Source organism: Bacteroides muris (ex Fokt et al. 2023) (assembly GCF_024704895.1).
Classification (GTDB): Bacteria; Bacteroidota; Bacteroidia; order Bacteroidales; family Bacteroidaceae; genus Bacteroides; species Bacteroides muris.
Map to the genome: position 1 here is coordinate 1 of NZ_JAMZEE010000058.1, position 17,155 is coordinate 17,155.

At 49.2% G+C, this 17,155-nt stretch carries 16 protein-coding genes and 3 pseudogenes; 14 read left to right on the forward strand and 5 right to left on the reverse strand.

Features of this window, described 5'->3' with window-relative positions; translation table 11 throughout:
• The 5 genes and pseudogenes from M1B78_RS16830 to mobA all read right to left on the reverse strand — a co-directional run.
• A pseudogene (locus tag M1B78_RS16830) lies at positions 1 to 1,176 on the reverse strand (TraM recognition domain-containing protein); the annotation flags it as partial.
• Positions 1,177 to 1,280: 104 nt separating this feature from the next.
• Positions 1,281 to 2,945, reverse strand: a complete 1,665-nt coding sequence (gene ltrA / locus M1B78_RS16835) for a group II intron reverse transcriptase/maturase (RefSeq protein ID WP_257941317.1) — start codon at positions 2,943 to 2,945, stop codon at positions 1,281 to 1,283.
• Positions 2,946 to 3,575: 630 nt separating this feature from the next.
• A pseudogene (locus tag M1B78_RS16840) lies at positions 3,576 to 4,292 on the reverse strand (YWFCY domain-containing protein); the annotation flags it as partial.
• A 19-nt stretch (positions 4,293 to 4,311) separates the two neighbouring features.
• Positions 4,312 to 5,580, reverse strand: coding sequence for a relaxase/mobilization nuclease domain-containing protein (locus M1B78_RS16845; RefSeq protein WP_257941309.1), 1,269 nt, complete (start codon positions 5,578 to 5,580; stop codon positions 4,312 to 4,314).
• Positions 5,565 to 5,987 carry a conjugal transfer protein MobA gene (mobA, locus tag M1B78_RS16850; protein WP_257941310.1) on the reverse strand — a complete coding sequence of 141 codons (423 nt, stop codon included), beginning with the start codon at positions 5,985 to 5,987 and terminating at the stop codon, positions 5,565 to 5,567. Before mobA ends, M1B78_RS16845 begins: the two co-directional genes overlap by 16 nt.
• A gap of 613 nt (positions 5,988 to 6,600) precedes the next feature.
• On the opposite strand from mobA, the gene M1B78_RS16855 reads away from it, so the two are divergent.
• The 14 genes and pseudogenes from M1B78_RS16855 to M1B78_RS16920 all read left to right on the forward strand — a co-directional run.
• Positions 6,601 to 7,383, forward strand: coding sequence for a ParA family protein (locus M1B78_RS16855; RefSeq protein WP_257941311.1), 783 nt, complete (start codon positions 6,601 to 6,603; stop codon positions 7,381 to 7,383).
• Position 7,384: 1 nt separating this feature from the next.
• Positions 7,385 to 7,786 carry a DUF3408 domain-containing protein gene (locus M1B78_RS16860; RefSeq protein ID WP_117652878.1) on the forward strand — a complete coding sequence of 134 codons (402 nt, stop codon included), beginning with the start codon at positions 7,385 to 7,387 and terminating at the stop codon, positions 7,784 to 7,786.
• A 2-nt stretch (positions 7,787 to 7,788) separates the two neighbouring features.
• Complete coding sequence (locus tag M1B78_RS16865; RefSeq protein WP_257941312.1) at positions 7,789 to 8,451, forward strand: hypothetical protein; 663 nt, start codon at positions 7,789 to 7,791, stop codon at positions 8,449 to 8,451.
• Between the two features lie 164 nt (positions 8,452 to 8,615).
• The gene (locus tag M1B78_RS16870) at positions 8,616 to 8,912 is read left to right on the forward strand and encodes a DUF4134 domain-containing protein (protein ID WP_004309970.1); all 297 of its coding nucleotides are present in this window, start codon (positions 8,616 to 8,618) and stop codon (positions 8,910 to 8,912) included.
• Positions 8,913 to 8,922: 10 nt separating this feature from the next.
• Positions 8,923 to 9,258, forward strand: coding sequence for a DUF4133 domain-containing protein (locus M1B78_RS16875; protein ID WP_257941313.1), 336 nt, complete (start codon positions 8,923 to 8,925; stop codon positions 9,256 to 9,258).
• A pseudogene (locus tag M1B78_RS16880) lies at positions 9,255 to 10,574 on the forward strand (TraG family conjugative transposon ATPase); the annotation flags it as partial. The gene M1B78_RS16875 and the pseudogene M1B78_RS16880, both read left to right, overlap by 4 nt.
• A gap of 176 nt (positions 10,575 to 10,750) precedes the next feature.
• Positions 10,751 to 11,980, forward strand: coding sequence for a site-specific integrase (locus tag M1B78_RS16885; protein WP_117678389.1), 1,230 nt, complete (start codon positions 10,751 to 10,753; stop codon positions 11,978 to 11,980).
• Positions 11,981 to 11,983: 3 nt separating this feature from the next.
• Positions 11,984 to 12,388, forward strand: coding sequence for a MerR family transcriptional regulator (locus tag M1B78_RS16890; RefSeq protein WP_102408426.1), 405 nt, complete (start codon positions 11,984 to 11,986; stop codon positions 12,386 to 12,388).
• Positions 12,389 to 12,640: 252 nt separating this feature from the next.
• On the forward strand, positions 12,641 to 12,994 hold the full coding sequence (locus M1B78_RS16895; protein WP_005856071.1) for a helix-turn-helix domain-containing protein: 354 nt from the start codon (positions 12,641 to 12,643) through the stop codon (positions 12,992 to 12,994).
• Complete coding sequence (locus M1B78_RS16900) at positions 12,984 to 14,057, forward strand: AAA family ATPase (RefSeq protein WP_007656440.1); 1,074 nt, start codon at positions 12,984 to 12,986, stop codon at positions 14,055 to 14,057. The genes M1B78_RS16895 and M1B78_RS16900 overlap by 11 nt, the downstream gene beginning before the upstream one ends.
• Positions 14,058 to 14,219: 162 nt before the next feature.
• Positions 14,220 to 15,185, forward strand: coding sequence for a toprim domain-containing protein (locus tag M1B78_RS16905; RefSeq protein WP_257941314.1), 966 nt, complete (start codon positions 14,220 to 14,222; stop codon positions 15,183 to 15,185).
• A gap of 145 nt (positions 15,186 to 15,330) precedes the next feature.
• Entirely contained in the window at positions 15,331 to 15,714 is a 384-nt protein-coding gene (locus M1B78_RS16910) for a MobC family plasmid mobilization relaxosome protein (RefSeq protein ID WP_257941315.1), read from the forward strand.
• Positions 15,680 to 16,594 carry a relaxase/mobilization nuclease domain-containing protein gene (locus tag M1B78_RS16915; protein ID WP_007656451.1) on the forward strand — a complete coding sequence of 305 codons (915 nt, stop codon included), beginning with the start codon at positions 15,680 to 15,682 and terminating at the stop codon, positions 16,592 to 16,594. The genes M1B78_RS16910 and M1B78_RS16915 overlap by 35 nt, the downstream gene beginning before the upstream one ends.
• 4 nt (positions 16,595 to 16,598) lie before the next feature.
• On the forward strand, positions 16,599 to 17,155 hold a 557-nt coding region (locus M1B78_RS16920; protein WP_257941316.1), incomplete at its 3' end, for a DUF3450 domain-containing protein.

The following is a 17,155-nucleotide window of genomic DNA, read 5'->3' on the forward strand; positions in this document are numbered from 1 at the left end:
GTCGTTGCCGTCCTTGTCGGTGAAGTCGATTATCCGTGGCAACTTCACGTAACGGGCGGTTTCCCGCTTCACCTTTTCATTGTCCACCACGATTTCACAGTGGAAAATCTTCTGCTCTATCCGTTCATCGAAATTGTCCGCCACAGCACCCACGAACATACCTTGCGTGAGGTTGGATATTTTGCTGGCGGGTATCAGGCTGTCCATTTGGGTGCTTATCGAGGTGGATTTCTCCCGCTGGTTGATTGTCATGCTCTGTCGTTTCTGCAACACCTTTCCGAAACGCTCGGAAAGGATTTTCGCCGTTTCACCGACCACCTGACCGCTGAACACGTTACCCACCGTATTTTGTATTACTTTGCTTTCCTTGTCCCCGTAATCACGGGTAAGCTGGCTGTAATCCTGAAAGCCTAACAGAACCGCTACCTTGTTGCTTCGTGCCGTAGCAATCAAATTGTCAAGTCCACGAAAATAAATCGTTGGCAGCTCGTCTATAATCACCGAACTTTTAAGCTGACCTTTCTTGTTTATCAGCTTCACTATTCTACTGTTATACAATCCCAGTGCCGCCGAATAGATGTTTTGGCGGTCGGGATTGTTGCCGACAACCAAGATTTTAGGCTCTTTCGGGTTGTTGATGTCGAGTGAAAAATCATCGCCTGTCATTACCCAGTAAAGAGCGGGTGAAATCATCCTTGAAAGCGGGATTTTCGCACTGGCTATCTGCCCCTGCAACTGCTCTTGGACATCTGATTCCCAAGCATCTACGAACGGAGAAAGATAATTTTCCAGTTCGGGGTAGCTGCGCAAAATCGTGAATACATCGGCGTATTTCTTGTTCAACAGTTCTATGGCATGGGGGAAAGTACAATACTTACCGCCTTGATAGATACGGAGATACCAAATTATAGCCGCCAAAAGAATAATCGGGCTTTCCACGAAGAAGTCGCCCTGCTTGCTTATCCAACTGCGATTTAAGTTGAGCATTATCGTATAGCTGGCTTCATAGGCATCCGCAATGTCCGACATGAAGCTGGCGTTTATCGGGTTGCATCGGTGGCTCTTGCGGGGGTTGTCAAAGTTGATAACGTAAAACTTAGGCTTTACCTTGTAACTGTCCAAGTGTGTAAGTAGGTGATTATAAGCGATTTCCGAAAGGTCAGGGTCGGGTAGGTCAGCACCCTTACGGGTGCTTTCCCCCCTAAGAACCGTGCGTGAAAGTTTCCCCTCACACGGCTCAAGCAAACAATATTCCTTTTCAAATAGAAATACGCTCATATTTACTTCTTCTTTTTATGTGTAACACTTTGATAACAACCATCATGAACTAAACAGAGGTGGTTTCTGCCATTCTTCTGCTGGCTCATGGTGTGCCATGAGGTTTCTGCTGTTATCGGCTGTCCGCATAACACGCAGTTTCGATTTTGTCTTTCCCACATTGAGATAAGTGACCTCTTACCTTTCAAACTCATTTTCATTTTGGCAGTTCTCCTTTTTTCAAGGTATTGCTTCCATTCAGGGTCAAAAGGATTGACATCACATTTCAGTTGGGGGTATCTTTCAATCTTCGTATTGAACAGAATAGTGATTGGAATAAAATATTCCTCATGCTTTTCGTTCTTCCTTTTGACTGCAAATACCCAGTCACGACCATCAATACTATGGAAATAGCGGTTCTTAACCCACCCTTTGCATTTGTTACCATGCCTGCGGAGTGCCCACCGCCATAACTTCTTATAGATTTGATAATCTGTCTTACGAAAGACATTTGAGGCTGCACTATGTTTGTAATAGTTTGCCCATCCGTTAAGTATCGGGTTCAATCGCATAATCAGCTCATGTTGAGCATCGCCACGGAATCGTTTGATTTCATCTTTGATTTTGCTCAGCATTCGTTTTGTCCTATCTTTAGAGGGTTGTGTCAGCAGGGCATCTCCAAATTTCCGTACATTGAAACCAAGAAAATCGAAACCATCCGTTATATGTGTAATCTTAGTTTTCTCTTCTGACAGTGTCAGTCCTCTTTCTGCGAGGAAATCAGCTACCAAAGGTTTTACACTATGTTCCAATATTTCTTTAGTATCACCTGTTATAATGAAGTCGTCTGCATAACGCACCAATCTGACTTTCGGGCAGTACCATCCTGATTTTCCTGATACCCGTTCCCACGGGAAATGGGTTTCCAATAGGTTCTGTAAACCGTCAAGCGTCATATTGGCAAGTGTCGGTGATATGATACCTCCTTGCGGTGTACCTTCTTCTGTCGGGAAAAGTTCTCTGTTATATACGTACCCACATTTTAGCCATTTTTGTAATATGGATTTATCCATAGGGATATTCTTCATCAACCATTTATGGCTTATATGGTCGAAACAACCTTTAATATCTCCCTCCAATATCCATTGGGCGGATGTTTTCTTGGACAGAAGCGAATGGCATCGAGCCATAGCGTCTGCCGTGCTGCGGTCTTTCCTGAAACCAAAGGAATAGTTGTCTGCTGTAGTTTCAGACACTGGTTCCAATGCCATCAGATAAAGTGCTTGCATGGCTCTGTCTTTCATTGTCGGTATTCCCAACGGGCGAAGTTTGCCGTTACTTTTCTTGATATTTACTCTTTTTAACGGTTGGGGCTTGTAGCCTCTTCTTCTTAGTGTCACAATGGCTTTGAACTTCGATTGCGGAGTTGACCAAAGAATTTTATCAACCCCTGAAGTCTTCTTTCCATTATTGGAAGTAACTCGCTTGACCGCCAATGCTTTGGCATAAAACGAGTGGGTAAGTGTCCATTGCAAGGCTTTTACCTTGCCGAACTTACCTGCTTTCTGAGCTTTTACAATACGCGCTTGCAGCTTATTGACTGCCTGCTCGCACTTGTTCCAGTCTATGCTTTCCCAAGTCCGACCATTGCAGTCAGAAGACGCACACGATTTTTTGTTTTCGTACATTTGCTTTTCTTCTTTCATAAGTTCTAAAAGTTATCTTGTAAAACGTCACCATACCGGAAGTCTGCCCGCTTTCACGTAGGATAATGTTGTCAAAAACAATTCATGGTTTCGGCTCAATCCCTATCCACCCGATTACGGGATGGCATTCGCTTTCTCCGGTTCTCCTTTACCCACATATCCGTCAGATTACCTTGCGGTTCTCCTACCCTTACGGGAGATATATGGGCTTACCGTGTTTTACACCAGTACCGGGAATGGGTTAGGTCTTGCCTCTTCGCCGATGGCTCTATTGTTCACGTGCCCCCAAAATTCACAGGGACAACCAGCCATTTTACCTTTTGGTTCAAGCCTGATAGCATTAGTAGGCTTGTTTGACTTAACGACGTTTATTAGCAATTCACTTACGTTGACCATACCTTCCGAGCCAAGCTCCCCAGCCGCATAATGCTTGCGACCTTTGAATTTCCCTCACGGTTCATTCTTACCCTTTCGGGAGGGCTACCTTGTCCGAGCAGCTTGATACCCTTGTATAAGCGCACCTGCTCGTAGGCTACTATTGGTGAAACAATAGGTCTGCTCTATCGATGAACGATTGACAGACAGCTACTGGCGTAACTTTCCACGTCACACGAATTTGTAATCATAACAATAGAGTGCAAAACCTTTCTCGATTTGCTGTTTTATGTAATTATTTACCACCGCATACGACTTGCCACTGCCCGGCGTTCCCAATACAAGACTGGCACGGAACGGGTTTACAACATTTATCCAACCTTTATTCCACTTCTTGTTATAATAAAATCGAGTAGGCAAATTTACGGAGTATTCGTTTTCAATCAAGCGGGTTTCCTGTTGGAAACTTTCGTTCTCCATATTAAAGACATCATCCATAAGGTTGTTCTTCAACAGGCGGGACATCCACGTACCCGCCATGAGCATACAGACGTAACCCGCCGACAGCGTGGTGATGTAAAACACCGTACCTGCCGTGTGTGGCAGGGGAAGTTCCAGCAGCCACCAGTTCAGGAAGAACAAAGTTACTCCTACCGCAAGGCTGCAATGTATCTTCGTCCACGTTATCTTTTCCTCTTTCACGCCCTTAGTGCCGATACACGACAGGGCGAGGAACACCACCGCAAAAAGTTTCGTCCAAAGGACGGACGAGAACAGCCCGGTGGTGCGCTGGAAGTTCCACAGTATCTTGTCTATCACTTCAAAGGTCACTCCCCATTCTTTTAGGGTGGAGTAACAGAACCAGTACACGTTTATTCCTACGAATAGAATACTGACAGCCCGCATAAAGTCCATGACCCGTGCAAGCCCTCTCAAATCATCTTCCTGTTGCATGATTGTAATGTTTTTTAAGTTAGTCGATGCGCCTTGTGCGCTTCTTTTTCTTCTTTCTCTTTTGGCGGGCGGTGTCTTGCGGCTCGTCACCGCCTGACGCACCGCCGCCCAGCAAACCGCCGAAAGCTCCCAGCACGGAAGCCACACCCGGAATGATATCGGATTTCGGCGTAAAGCCCGGCTGTTCCTGATGCGTGGATTGGTCTTGCTGCGGTGCTGACACTTCGGGCTGGTGCATCTTTCCGGTTTCGCCCGAAAAGCGTTCGTTGAACACGTTCGCCGAATACTCCTTGCCCAAGCGTGAACCGTTCAGCACCACCCGGCTGTCGTGGTCGATGAACGTAACGCCATAGATGCGCCCGCTGTCGTTCTGACGGAATACCACGTCAATGCCCTGCTTCTTTAGCTGCTGTTCCAGTTCCTTGCGGCTGCGGGTGGTCTGCATGGCAGTGGCGACAATCTTCCGTGTGCGCTCTTTCAGTTTCCCGTTCTTAATTAGCTCGCCCGATTTCTCCATTCTGCGCTGCACCGCTTCATAACCCACCGACTTGCCGATGCGGGAAGCCTTTACCGGGTTGCCCGCCTTTTCGCCCTTGTCGTTCATGGCGGAATAGACAATGCCCTGATAGGGCTTGCCGTTTATCTCGCCTTTGACTTCCTCGGCGCACACGTTGTAAGCGGCAAGCAAAGCCTTGTACTCCCCGAACGACTGGAAGCGGTAGCCGTAACAAGCCGCTTTCACGGTATTGCCGATTTGGTGCTTCACGTCCCCAGCTGCATAATCCACCTTTTTAAGTTCCGGGCGTTCGGCACGCTCCTTTCGCTCTGCCGGGTGCAGGTTGTATTTCTTCTCCAGTTCACGGGTGATTTGCTTGCTGCGCCGATGCTCGAACCTGTCATTCAGCGGTCTGCCGTTCTCGTCCACTCGCAAGCCCACGATATGGATATGGTGGCGGTCGATGTCGGTATGCTTGTACACCAAATAAGGCTGGTCGCCATAGCCCAACTTCCACATATACTCCCGTGCGATGTCGGAAAGCTGCTGGTCGGTCAGCACGTCTTCCGGGTGCGGGTTTATGGAAATATGAAGTATCGGCTTCTTGGTGGATAGCTGGACGGGCATCTGCATTTCAAAGCTGCGCATACACTCGCCGATAGAGAAATTCCCGTCCTCGCTTAACAGCATCCGGTTGGAAAAAAGCACCTTTGCTTCCTCGCTGTCCACCTTGTTTTGGTTGTACGCCAGTGCGCCGAACATATTGCCGCCAGTGCTTATTTTGGCAACCATAGTTTCTTGCACTCGTTTGTCAGGTCGATAACCTGACGGTTCAACACAGCCAGTTCGGTGGTCGCTTTCTCCAGTTTATAGAGAAAAGCCAGTGCCTTTTTCTCCGAAAAATTGCTATGCAACGCCTTTACAACTTGGTTGTAATTGACCGCTACCGCCCGAAACTGGGCGTAAAATTCGGTCAGCCGGGCGCAATACTCGACCGCCGACTTGTCCACTTTCACCACCCGGAACGGCTCGCCGAACAGCCAGGCGGCGATGAAACGGGACTTGCTCGTGACGCCCGACTGCTCCCACTGCGAGAGGAAGCGGGCGTTCTCCCGGTCGTTCAGGTAAAGGACATGGCGATGCTTCGCCGGGTCTGCGAGGGCGGGGCGACCGCCCTTGTTGGTTCTTCTTGTTTCCATGCTTCTTTGGATTAAAAAATTACGACTTCGGAGTGATTTTTACCCCCGCAAGGGGCAAGGCGTTTTCAGGCACGGAAAACGGTTTTGTATGCTACAAAACACACCTTGCTATTTTGCATAAATTCCTCACGCTCGGCAAAACAAGCAAGCTCGCTTTGCTCTCGCTTAATCGGAATTTTCTGACGAAAATCGAAATCCGTCCCGGACGGATTGGGGTTAGCGTGGAACAGTAAGCCCAGCCGTTCACCAGCCCGGTTTTACCCCTATGCCCCCTGCGGTTCGTTACTCCGCTGCAAAGTAACGGTGATTTATAATGCTGTAAAATAGGCGGTTGGTGGACAAATCGGGACAGCGCAGGACAAATCGGGACACATCTAAAAACGAACGTTTTTTCTCCTTTTATTTGCAGAAGATTTCAAGGTTGAAAGCCATATTTCAAGCAAGAAAGCAGGATAGAAAGCAGGATTTCAAGAAAACGTGATTGCAGGATTTCAATCTTTCAAGAAAGAATGAAAGCAGGAAAACAAGATTGAAATAAAACAGTCTTTCAATATTTCAAGATTGCAACATGGAAAGAATGAATGATTGAAAGCAATAAATAAATCAACCAATAATGAACGAAAGCAATATGGAAAACGAGAAAACACCCCTTTATGTCGCCTTTTCCACCCAAAAGGGCGGGGTCGGCAAAACAACCTTTACCGTGCTGGCGGCGAGTTACCTCTACTACCTCAAAGGCTACGATGTGGCGGTGGTCGATTGCGACTACCCGCAACACTCCATTGCCGGGATGCGAAAGCGGGATGCCGAGCAGGTCGGGGCGGATGAAGATTACAAGCGAATGGCGTATGAACAGTTTACCCGGCTGGGGAAGAAAGCCTACCCGGTACTGTGCAGTTCGCCCGAAAAGGCGATTGCAACGGCTGACGAACATATAGCCGCCGGACACGTGTCGGATATTGTGTTTTTCGACCTGCCCGGCACGGTAAACAGCGAGGGCGTGATAAACTCCCTTGCGGGCATGGACTACATCTTCACCCCCATTTCAGCCGACAAGGTGGTGCTGGAAAGCAGCCTGTCGTTCGCAATGGCTATCCAAAAGCTACTGGTGAGGAATGAAGCCTGCCGACTTGCCGGGCTGTACCTCTTTTGGAACATGGTGGACGGGCGGGAGAAAACAGACCTTTACACCGCCTACGACAAGACGATTAAGGAACTGGAACTGCCGCTGATGAAAACCTTTATCCCCGATACCAAACGCTACAAGAAGGAACTGGTGGCGGATAAAAAGGCGGTGTTCCGCTCCACGCTCTTTCCCGCCAGCCGCCCGCTGGTGAGGGGAAGCAACTTGGAAGAACTGATAACCGAAATAACGTACTACATCAAATTAAAATGATATGGCAAAGCAAAGCGGCGGGATGCCGAAGATAGACGAGGATTTCATGAAAGAACTTATCTCGCAAGGTGTCCCCAGTAAACAAGATAATAATAAGACGAATGATGTACCGCAAGAAACACAAACAGAAACGGTGCAAGTAGAGAAACCGACACCCCGCAAGCGCAAGGGCGGTTCGGGCGACTACCGGGAAACCTATTTTCAGAAAGTGGAACTGGCAGACCGACAGCCCTTGTACGTGAGCCGTTCCACGCACGAGAAGCTGATGCGTATCGTGACGGTGATAGGCGGGCGCAAGGTAACGGTAAGCAGCTACGTGGAAAACATTCTGCTGCGCCACTTCGAGCAGTACCAAGACGAGATAAACACACTGTACGAAAGCAACTTCCAAAAGCCCTTTTAGCTATGGTAGCCTATTGCATATTAACCGGGCTTTTGGTGTACTACATCGCCCTGTGGCTGTGGTATCGCTACACGGACAGCCGGACATCACCGGGCAGAACGGATGATGCGCCGCTTCCACGAAACGGGGTTTCAGGCTACACGCTGATAGGTGAAAGCCGATACAAGGGTGGACTAATCGGGACAGCGCAGGACAAATCGGGACACCTCCCGCAAGCGGCTGAAAATGATACTATTTTTGCGCCGCAGGCTGACGGACTGCCGGAAGAAAACATTTCGGAAGCAGCACCCGAAGCGGAAGAAACGCCCGGTTACGAGAATGACGAACCCGACTACGAGGACGAGGAAATAGCCGGATACATGGACGGTGACGATGATACCGGGCGGGCTACGGGCGTGAGCTTTGACGAACTGGGCGAAGCGGTACGCACGGCGAACGCCGACAACCCCACCGAAACGGAGAAACGGCAAGCAGCCGGGACACTGGCAAGCATTGAGGGGACGAACCTCTACGATGCGGTGGTGGAGAACATCAACGGCGGGCTGGCAAAGGTGGCGGAACTGCTGGGACGCAACGAAGCGGAACTGGCTACGGCTGCTGTCCCTGCCGAAGCTGGCAATACAAGCAAGGAACACGAAGCGTTCGACATGAACGATTTCCTATAATATAATAACGTGTAACAATATGAAGCAACGTGACTACGGTTGATTGGCAACCTGAAAACCAAACAGACAAACGGGACTATCCCCGACCACTAAAATTTCAAATTATTCACCAGCCGGGAAAGGCGGACTTCCCACCCGCCGCCCGGCATTAAAAACAAATCACAATGAGAAAGAAAATCTTTTTGTCGGCGGCTATCCTTGCCGCTGCGGTAAGTGCCTACGCACAGGGCAACGGGCAAGCGGGCATCACCGAAGCCACGAACCTAATCACCGGGTATTTCGACCCCGGAACAAAACTGGTGTACGCAATCGGGGCGGTCTGCGGCTTGATTGGCGGGGTAAAAGTATATAACAAATTTTCGAGCGGCGACCCCGACACCTCAAAGACCGCCGCCAGTTGGTTCGGGGCGTGCATCTTCCTGATTGTCGCCGCCACTATCCTGCGGTCGTTCTTCCTCTAAAACGGCGGCTATGTCTGAATATCCGGTAAACAGGGGTATCGGGAAGCCGGTGGAGTTCAAGGGGCTGAAAAGCCAGTACCTCTTTATCTTTTGCGGCGGCTTGCTTGCCGTGTTCGTGGTGTTCATCGTCCTGTTCATGGCAGGCGTGAACCAGTGGCTATGTATCGGTTTCATCGTGTCGGCTTCGCTGCTGCTCGTGTGGCAGACGTTCCGGCTCAACGCACGGTACGGCACGCACGGGCTGATGAAAGCAGCCGCACGCAAAAGACACCCACGCTTCATTATCAGCCGAAAGACGATACCCCGGCTGTTCAACTACAAAAGAAGAAAGGAAGAAAGAACATGAGGAATACATTAAAGGCTACCACGCTGGAAAGGAAATTTCCACTTTTGGCGGTGGAGAACGGCTGCATCATTTCAAAGGATGCAGACATAACAGTGGCTTTCAGGGTGGAACTGCCCGAACTGTTCACCGTCACCAGTGCCGAGTACGAAGCCATACATTCGGCGTGGTACAAGGCAATCAAGGTGCTGCCCGACTACTCCATAGTACACAAGCAGGACTTCTTCATCAAGGAGAACTACCAGCCCGACACGGAAAGGGACGAGCTTAGTTTCCTGTCCCGGAGTTTTGAACGGCACTTCAATGAACGCCCGTTCCTGAACCATTACTGCTACCTGTTCCTGACGAAAACGACAAGGGAGAGAAGCCGCCGACAAAGCGACTTCTCCACTCTCTGCCGGGGCAGGATTGTACCGCAGGAGATAGCCGACAAGGAAGCGGCGGCAAAGTTCATCGAAGCGGTCGGGCAGTTTGAAAGGATTATGAACGACAGCGGGTTTGTCACCCTTACCCGGCTGGCGGCATCGGAAATCACCGGGCAGGACGGAAAGGCTGGCATCATCGAGAAATACTTCTCGCTCTCGCAAACCGACACTACTTGCCTGAAAGACATCGGGCTGTACCCGGAAGAAATGCGTGTCGGGGACGATATTCTGTGCCTGCACACGCTTTCGGACGTGGAAGATTTGCCCGGAAAGGTCGGGACGGACTGCCGATTTGAGAAGCTGTCCACTGACAGAAGCGATTGCAGGTTAAGTTTTGCCGCCCCGGTGGGCGTGCTGTTGTCGTGTAACCACATCTATAACCAGTTCATCTTCATAGACGACCACGCCGAAAACCTGAAGAACTTCGAGCAGACCGCCCGGAATATGCAATCGCTCTCCCGCTATTCCCGTGCCAACCAAGTGAACAAGGAGTGGATAGACGAGTACCTGAACGAAGCCCACAGCAGGGGGCTTATCTCGGTGCGCTGCCACTGCAACGTCATGGCATGGAGTGACGACAGGGACGAACTCAAACGCATACGCAACGATGTGGGAAGCCAGCTTGCGCTAATGGAGTGCAAACCCCGGCACAACACCACCGACACGCCCACGCTCTTTTGGGCGGGCATACCCGGCAACGAAGCCGATTTCCCGGCAGAGGAAAGTTTCTACACGTTCTTGGGGCAGGCTCTCTGCCTGTTCGTGGAAGAAACGAACTACAAGAGTTCGCTTTCCCCGTTCGGTATCAAAATGGTGGACAGGGTAAGCGGTCGCCCGCTGCACATCGACATTTCAGACCTGCCCATGAAGAAAGGCATCACCACCAACCGTAATAATACCCTATATTTTTACCATTTTTATATTGTTTGAATTTGTATATAAATAACTGATATTTAGAGATTATTAGGAAAATGATTTGGCTTTTGATTTGCTGTTTTTTCCGATAATCTCTATTTTTGTATGCAAATCGTATGTACAAAATAGACGTATAACAATAAACAAGGCAGCCTATGTTCAAGTATTCAAAAGATGGCATATCCGTACTATCGGTACTGGATGCACGTAGGGCGAAGAAAAGCGGTCTGTTCCCTGTCAAGATACAAGTGATACACAACCGCAAGCAGAAATATTATTCCACCGGAAAGGAATTGTCCAAAGAGGACTGGGAAATCCTTGCCGAAAGCAAGAGCCGCAGACTGATTGAGATACGGGCAAGCGTGGAAAACAGTTTCTCCATCATAAAAAGCCAAGTGGAAGCCCTTGCGGAACGTGGGGACTTCTGTTTCGATGCGCTCAGCATGAGGTTGGGCAGGTGTACGGGTACAACCCTTAACACAGCCATACAGGGGAAAATAGACGCATTCAAACTCAACGGGCAGGTAAATTCCTATTATAACTACCGCAGCACGTTGAAAAGCATAGAACGGTTCGCAGGCGGTAGCGTACCGTTCTCTGCGGTTTCTGCGGACTGGCTGTCACGCCTTGACAAGTTCCTGCGGAACGAGGGCAAGACCGTCACCACCATAAATTTCTATATGAAAGCCCTTAAATGCGTGGTGAATGACGCAAGACGCAACGGGATTTTAAGAGAAGCCCAATACCCGTTCGGCAGGGGGAAGTACGAGATTCCGAGCGGCAACAGCCGAAAGTTAGCCTTGACGATGGAACAGATAAAAAAAGTCGTGACATACAAGGGCAGCAAGACCGTTGAGAAGTACCGGGATTTTTGGTTTTTCTCCTACCTGTGCAACGGTATCAATTTCAGGGATATGCTTTTCTTGCGGTATGGGAACATCGTGGACGGTGAAATCTGCTTTGTACGCTCCAAGACATCGCACACGTCCAACCATATACGGGAAATAAGGGCGGTACTCACTCCCGAAATGCGGGATATTATAAAACGGTGGGGAAACCCTGACGATGGGAAACCCGATACTTTCCTGTTCAAGTACGCCAGAGAAACGGAGGACGAATTTGTCATTTCCAATATTGTCAGACGGGTAACGCACCGTTGCAACATCGCTTTGGCTAAAATAGCCCAAGCTGTCGGTGTCCCACGTTTCACGACCTATTCCGCCCGGCATTCCTATGCGACTGTCTTAAAACGCAGCGGAACGAACATCGCTTACATATCCGAGAGTTTGGGGCATTCAAGCCTTGCCATCACGGAGAACTACCTCGCCAGTTTCGAGCAGGAGGAGCGGATAAGGAATGCGCAGTTATTAACCAAATTCGATTGAGCCATGCCGAACAAGAAAACCAAGACGGTGAAGATTAGACACCTTGAATGTTTCAGTGCCATTTACGGGGAACTGGCGCAGAATCCCGAATACGCAGGCTACGAAATAGAAGAAGCCGTACTGCAAGTGAAATCATATATTCCCCCTACTGTTAAAGACGTGGACAAGGCGATAGAGAAAATAAGGTTCAGCCATGCCACCCGTAAATACAAGTACCCCGTATTCGAGGGCAGGGAACTGATAGACCAAAAGACATTGGCGAAAATGGCGGGCGTGAGCAGGCAGACCGTAGCCCGGTGGGAGGAACTCGGTTTCATATCCCGTTCGGACATAGGGCTGTCGGGAAACAAATATTTCGTAATAAAAGAAGTCGTTTCCCAACTTGAAAGGTTAAAGGATGTGAAATAGCGGCATTCGCATAATCACTTAACATACATAGGACAAACGGTGTGTTGGAAGGACAAAATCACCAATACATCGTTTGTCCCTTTTTTTATCCCGCTCCAATCTTGCCGGATGTCCTGCATTGTCCCAAGTTGTCCGGTCTGTGTCAAGTGATTAGCAATTGAATAATCGGTTTCTTTTATTCTTCCTTTGCGGCATCAACCGGTTGCAACGGCTATGACGGTAGCCAAGTAATAACTAAAAAAGGAAGAAAATATGACGAACATTATTCTGACAACGCCCGAAGAACTCCGGGCTATCGTGAGCGAAACCGTTTCCCAGTCATTGGCAGGATTCACCCAGCCGAGGAACGAACCCGACAACCTCACGCCCGATGTGGCGGTAGAGGTGCTGGAACGACACGGTTTTCTGATTTCAAAGGCACGGCTCTACAAGCTGACCGCAAAAAAGGAAGTGCCGTTCCGCAAATACGGGAACAAATTGCTTTTCTCACGGAAAGAGCTTCTCACGTGGGCGGAAAACCTTGCAAAAAGGGTGAACGACAAGGACGAGGCGGCACTCGCCATCGCCAAGAGCGCAAACCGGAAAATCCGTAACTATGGAAAATAAGAGGAAAGAAGAAGCCGGGCAGGGTGTTACCATGCAGAAAGAGGATTTCGCAGCCCTTTGGAAAACCATTCATTTAAAGGTGACGGACACTTACGAAGTGCCGCCCGAAATACTCTGGGTGAACGGCTCTACCATTGGCACGCTGGGTAATTTCAGCGCATCCACAGGCAAAGCCAAGAGCAAAAAGACATTCAATATTTCCGCCATTGTTGCGGCAGCGTTGAAGAATGACGAGGTACTGAAGTATTCGGCATACCTGCCACCGAACAAACGGAAAATCCTCTATGTAGATACCGAGCAGAGCAAATACCATTGCCATAAGGTCATGGAGCGTATTTTGCGACTTGCCGGACTGCCTACCGACAAGGACAGGGACGATTTTGTTTTCATCGTGCTAAGAGAGCAGACCCCCGACAAGCGGAAACAGATTATCGGCTATATGCTTGAAAATATGCCCGATGTGGGGTTGCTCATCATTGACGGAATCCGTGACTTGATGTACGACATCAACAGCCCCAGCGAATCAACCGACCTAATCAACCTTTTGATGCGCTGGTCAAGTGGGTATAACCTGCATATCCACACCGTGCTGCATTTGAACAAGGGGGATGACAACACAAGGGGGCATATCGGTACGGAACTGAACAACAAGGCTGAAACCGTCCTGCAAATCACGAAAAGCCAGCAGGACGGCAACATAAGCGAGGTAAAGGCGATGCACATACGTGACCGGGAATTTGACCCGTTCGCATTCCGTATCAATGACAACGCTTTGCCCGAAATCGTGGATGATTATGTATTCCAACAACCTAAGCAGGACAGGAACTTTTCGCTTACGGAACTGACTGAACAGCAACACCGGGAAGCGTTGGAGAACGGTTTCGGCAAGCAGGTGGTACAAGGCTATTCCAATGTCATAGCGGCATTGAAACAGGGTTATGCGAGTATCGGTTACGAGCGTGGACGCAATGTTCTTGTGTCGCTTAACAAGTTTCTTGTGAACAAGCGCATGATTGTGAAAGAGGGCAAGGGCTACCGCTATAATCCCGATTTCCATTATTAAAAGTCAGTTTGGTTTAGTCCGGGTGTATATACAAGAGGAACGGACTTACTATTTCCCAGTATCGGAACAGGCAGGTTTAGTATGGTACGGGTGTATATATAACGGACTAAACAGGACTGGTGCACTTTTCAACTATTTTTTAATCCCCAAAAAGAAAATGTTATGAACATCGAAGATGTGAAACAAATACCCATCGCAGACTATCTGCACAGTTTAGGTTACTCTCCTGTCAAGCAGCAGGGTAACGGTTTATGGTACAAATCACCGTTAAGGGAGGAACACGAACCGTCTTTCAAGGTGAACACTGACCGCAACCTTTGGTATGACTTTGGCGCAGGCAAGGGCGGCAACATCATCGCACTGGCAAAGGAACTCTATTGTTCAGACAGCTTGCCATACCTTTTAAACCGGATAGCGGAACAGACACCGCACGTCCGTCCGGTCAGTTTTTCTTTTCCCCAGCGTAGGACAGAACCGAGCTTCCTGCATTTGGAAGTCCGTGACCTTACCCATCCGGCATTGCTCCGTTATTTGCAGGGACGGGGTATCAATGTCGAACTGGCAAAAAGAGAATGTAAGGAACTCCATTTTACCAATAACGGCAGACCGTTCTTCGCTATCGGTTTCCCGAACATGACAGGAGGTTATGAGGTGCGCAACTCTTTTTTCAAAGGCTGCATCGCCCCGAAAGACATCACCCATATACGGCAGCAGGGAGAGCCGAGAGAGAAATGTCTGGTGTTCGAGGGTTTCATGGACTACCTCTCTTTCCTTACGCTCCGCATGAGGAACTGTCCAACCATGCCCGACCTTGACAGGCAGGATTATGTCATTCTTAACTCTACCGCCAATGTTTCGAAAGCCCTTGACGTGATGTCCCTGTATGAACGCATCCACTGTATGCTTGACAATGACAAGGCTGGATATGAAGCGACACGGGATATCGAGTTGGAATACTCCTACCGTGTACGTGACTTCTCACACAATTACAGGGGATATTCGGACTTGAACGATTACCTGTGCGGCAGGAAGCAGGAACAGAAAAACGAAGCCAGCCAAGTGCAGGAAACGAAGCAGGAAACCGGACAACGTGCCGCCCCAAGACAAAAGAGAGGCAGGGGCATTTAATCCGGCAGGACTATCAACGGCTGGCGGTTTATTTGGAGAGCAAGGTTATGTTTCGGTAAACCGAAACTACCTTGCTTTGCTCACCGCAAAGAAAATTTCTCCCGTTGGTCGCAATTTTTAAGACACCATTCAAACGTAAAAAACCATGACGAGTATAAAGGACAAGCCGGGGGGACGTCCGGCAAAGAAACGGATAGAGAAGCAGCAACGGGTTGTCAGTACGAAACTGACCGAGTTGCAGTATTACGCCATCAGGAAGCGAGCCGGGGAAGCCGGGTTGCGTGTCAGTGAGTATGTAAGGCAGGCGGTTGTTTCGGCAGAGGTCATACCCCGGCTGAACAGGCAGGATGCGGACACCATCCGCAAACTGGCAGGGGAAGCCAACAACATCAACCAGTTGGCGCACCGGGCGAATGCCGGAGGTTTCGCACTGGTGGCGGTGGAACTGGTGAAGCTCAAAGATAGGATTATTGGAATCATAAACCATTTGTCGGATGATTGGAAAAATAAAAAAGGGAAGCGGTTTTAAGGGCTGTGTGAACTATGTGCTCGGCAAGGAGCAGGCGGTTTTGCTTCATGCGGACGGGGTTCTGACTGAAAGCCGGGGTGATATAATCCGCAGCTTCTGTATGCAGACCGGGATGAATCCCGATTTGAAGAAGCCTGTCGGACATATTGCGTTAAGTTATTCGACAGTGGATGCGCCCAAATTGACAGACGGGAAGATGGTACAGCTTGCGCAGGAGTATATGCGTGAAATGAAAATCACCAATACGCAGTATATCATCGTGCGTCATCAAGACCGGGAACATCCGCACGTGCATATCGTGTTCAACCGCATAGACAATAACGGCAAGACCATTTCGGACAGGAACGATATGTACCGTAACGAACAGGTATGCAAGAAGCTGAAAGCCAAACACGGGCTTTATTTCGCTGGTGGAAAAGAACAGGTAAAGCAGCACCGACTGAAAGAGCCGGACAAGTCGAAATACGAGATTTACACGGCTGTGAAGAACGAAATCGGCAAATCCCGTAACTGGCAGCAGTTACAGGAGCGGTTAGCAGAAAAGGGTATTACCGTCCGGTTCAAACGAAAGGGACAGACCGACGAGATACAGGGCATATCCTTTTCCAAAGGTGAATACACGTTCAAGGGTTCGGAGATAGACCGGAGTTTCAGTTTTTCCAAACTGGACAAATGTTTCGGGTATGCAGGAATGAATGTTGCCGGAAGCCAACGGCAAATAACTTTCGCGCCCGTTCGGGAACAAGCACCTGTACCGGGCAAGGCTGACAGTCCGTTGATAACTGGTTCGCTCGGTCTGTTTTCCGCTTCTTCTCCCCCAGTGGATGAAGAACCTAATTTTAATTTGAGAAAGAAGAAGAAAAAACGACTTAAACTGTAAAGACATGGAAGACTATTTGATTTTAGAGGGGCTTCTCTCTATGGTTACGGAACTGAAAGGGAAGCAGGAAGCACAGGTAACGCCAGCCAGCCGGGAGGAAACTCTCGAACGGTTGGGAGCAATCGAGCAGGCATTATCGGAACTCCACAGTAGCCCGGCTGTTCCCGAAAAGGAATTGCAGGCTATCCAAAGCCAACTTGCCGACATAAGGAATGCGGAACAGGAGCAGCAGCAATCCATCGGAGAAGTGAGGAAATTTGTAACGGCTACCTACCGTTGTCTGAAAGAAATGCTGGATGCGTTGGATTCTTACCGTAAGGAGCGCACAACTGAAAAAGCGGAAACCGAACCTGCATCGTTGTCCCGGAGGATAAGCGGTTTGTTACATCCGAAACTTTTTGTTTTTTTGGCAGGGCTGGTTGTCTGTTTCGTTTCTTTGTTCCTGAATGTCCGTTTGGCTGGACGAATGCAGCAGTTGCAGGACAACGATATGAAATACCGCTACATTCTGATGAAAGGGGAAGCGGACGGGGGCTGCCTTGATTTGCTGGAAACGAATTT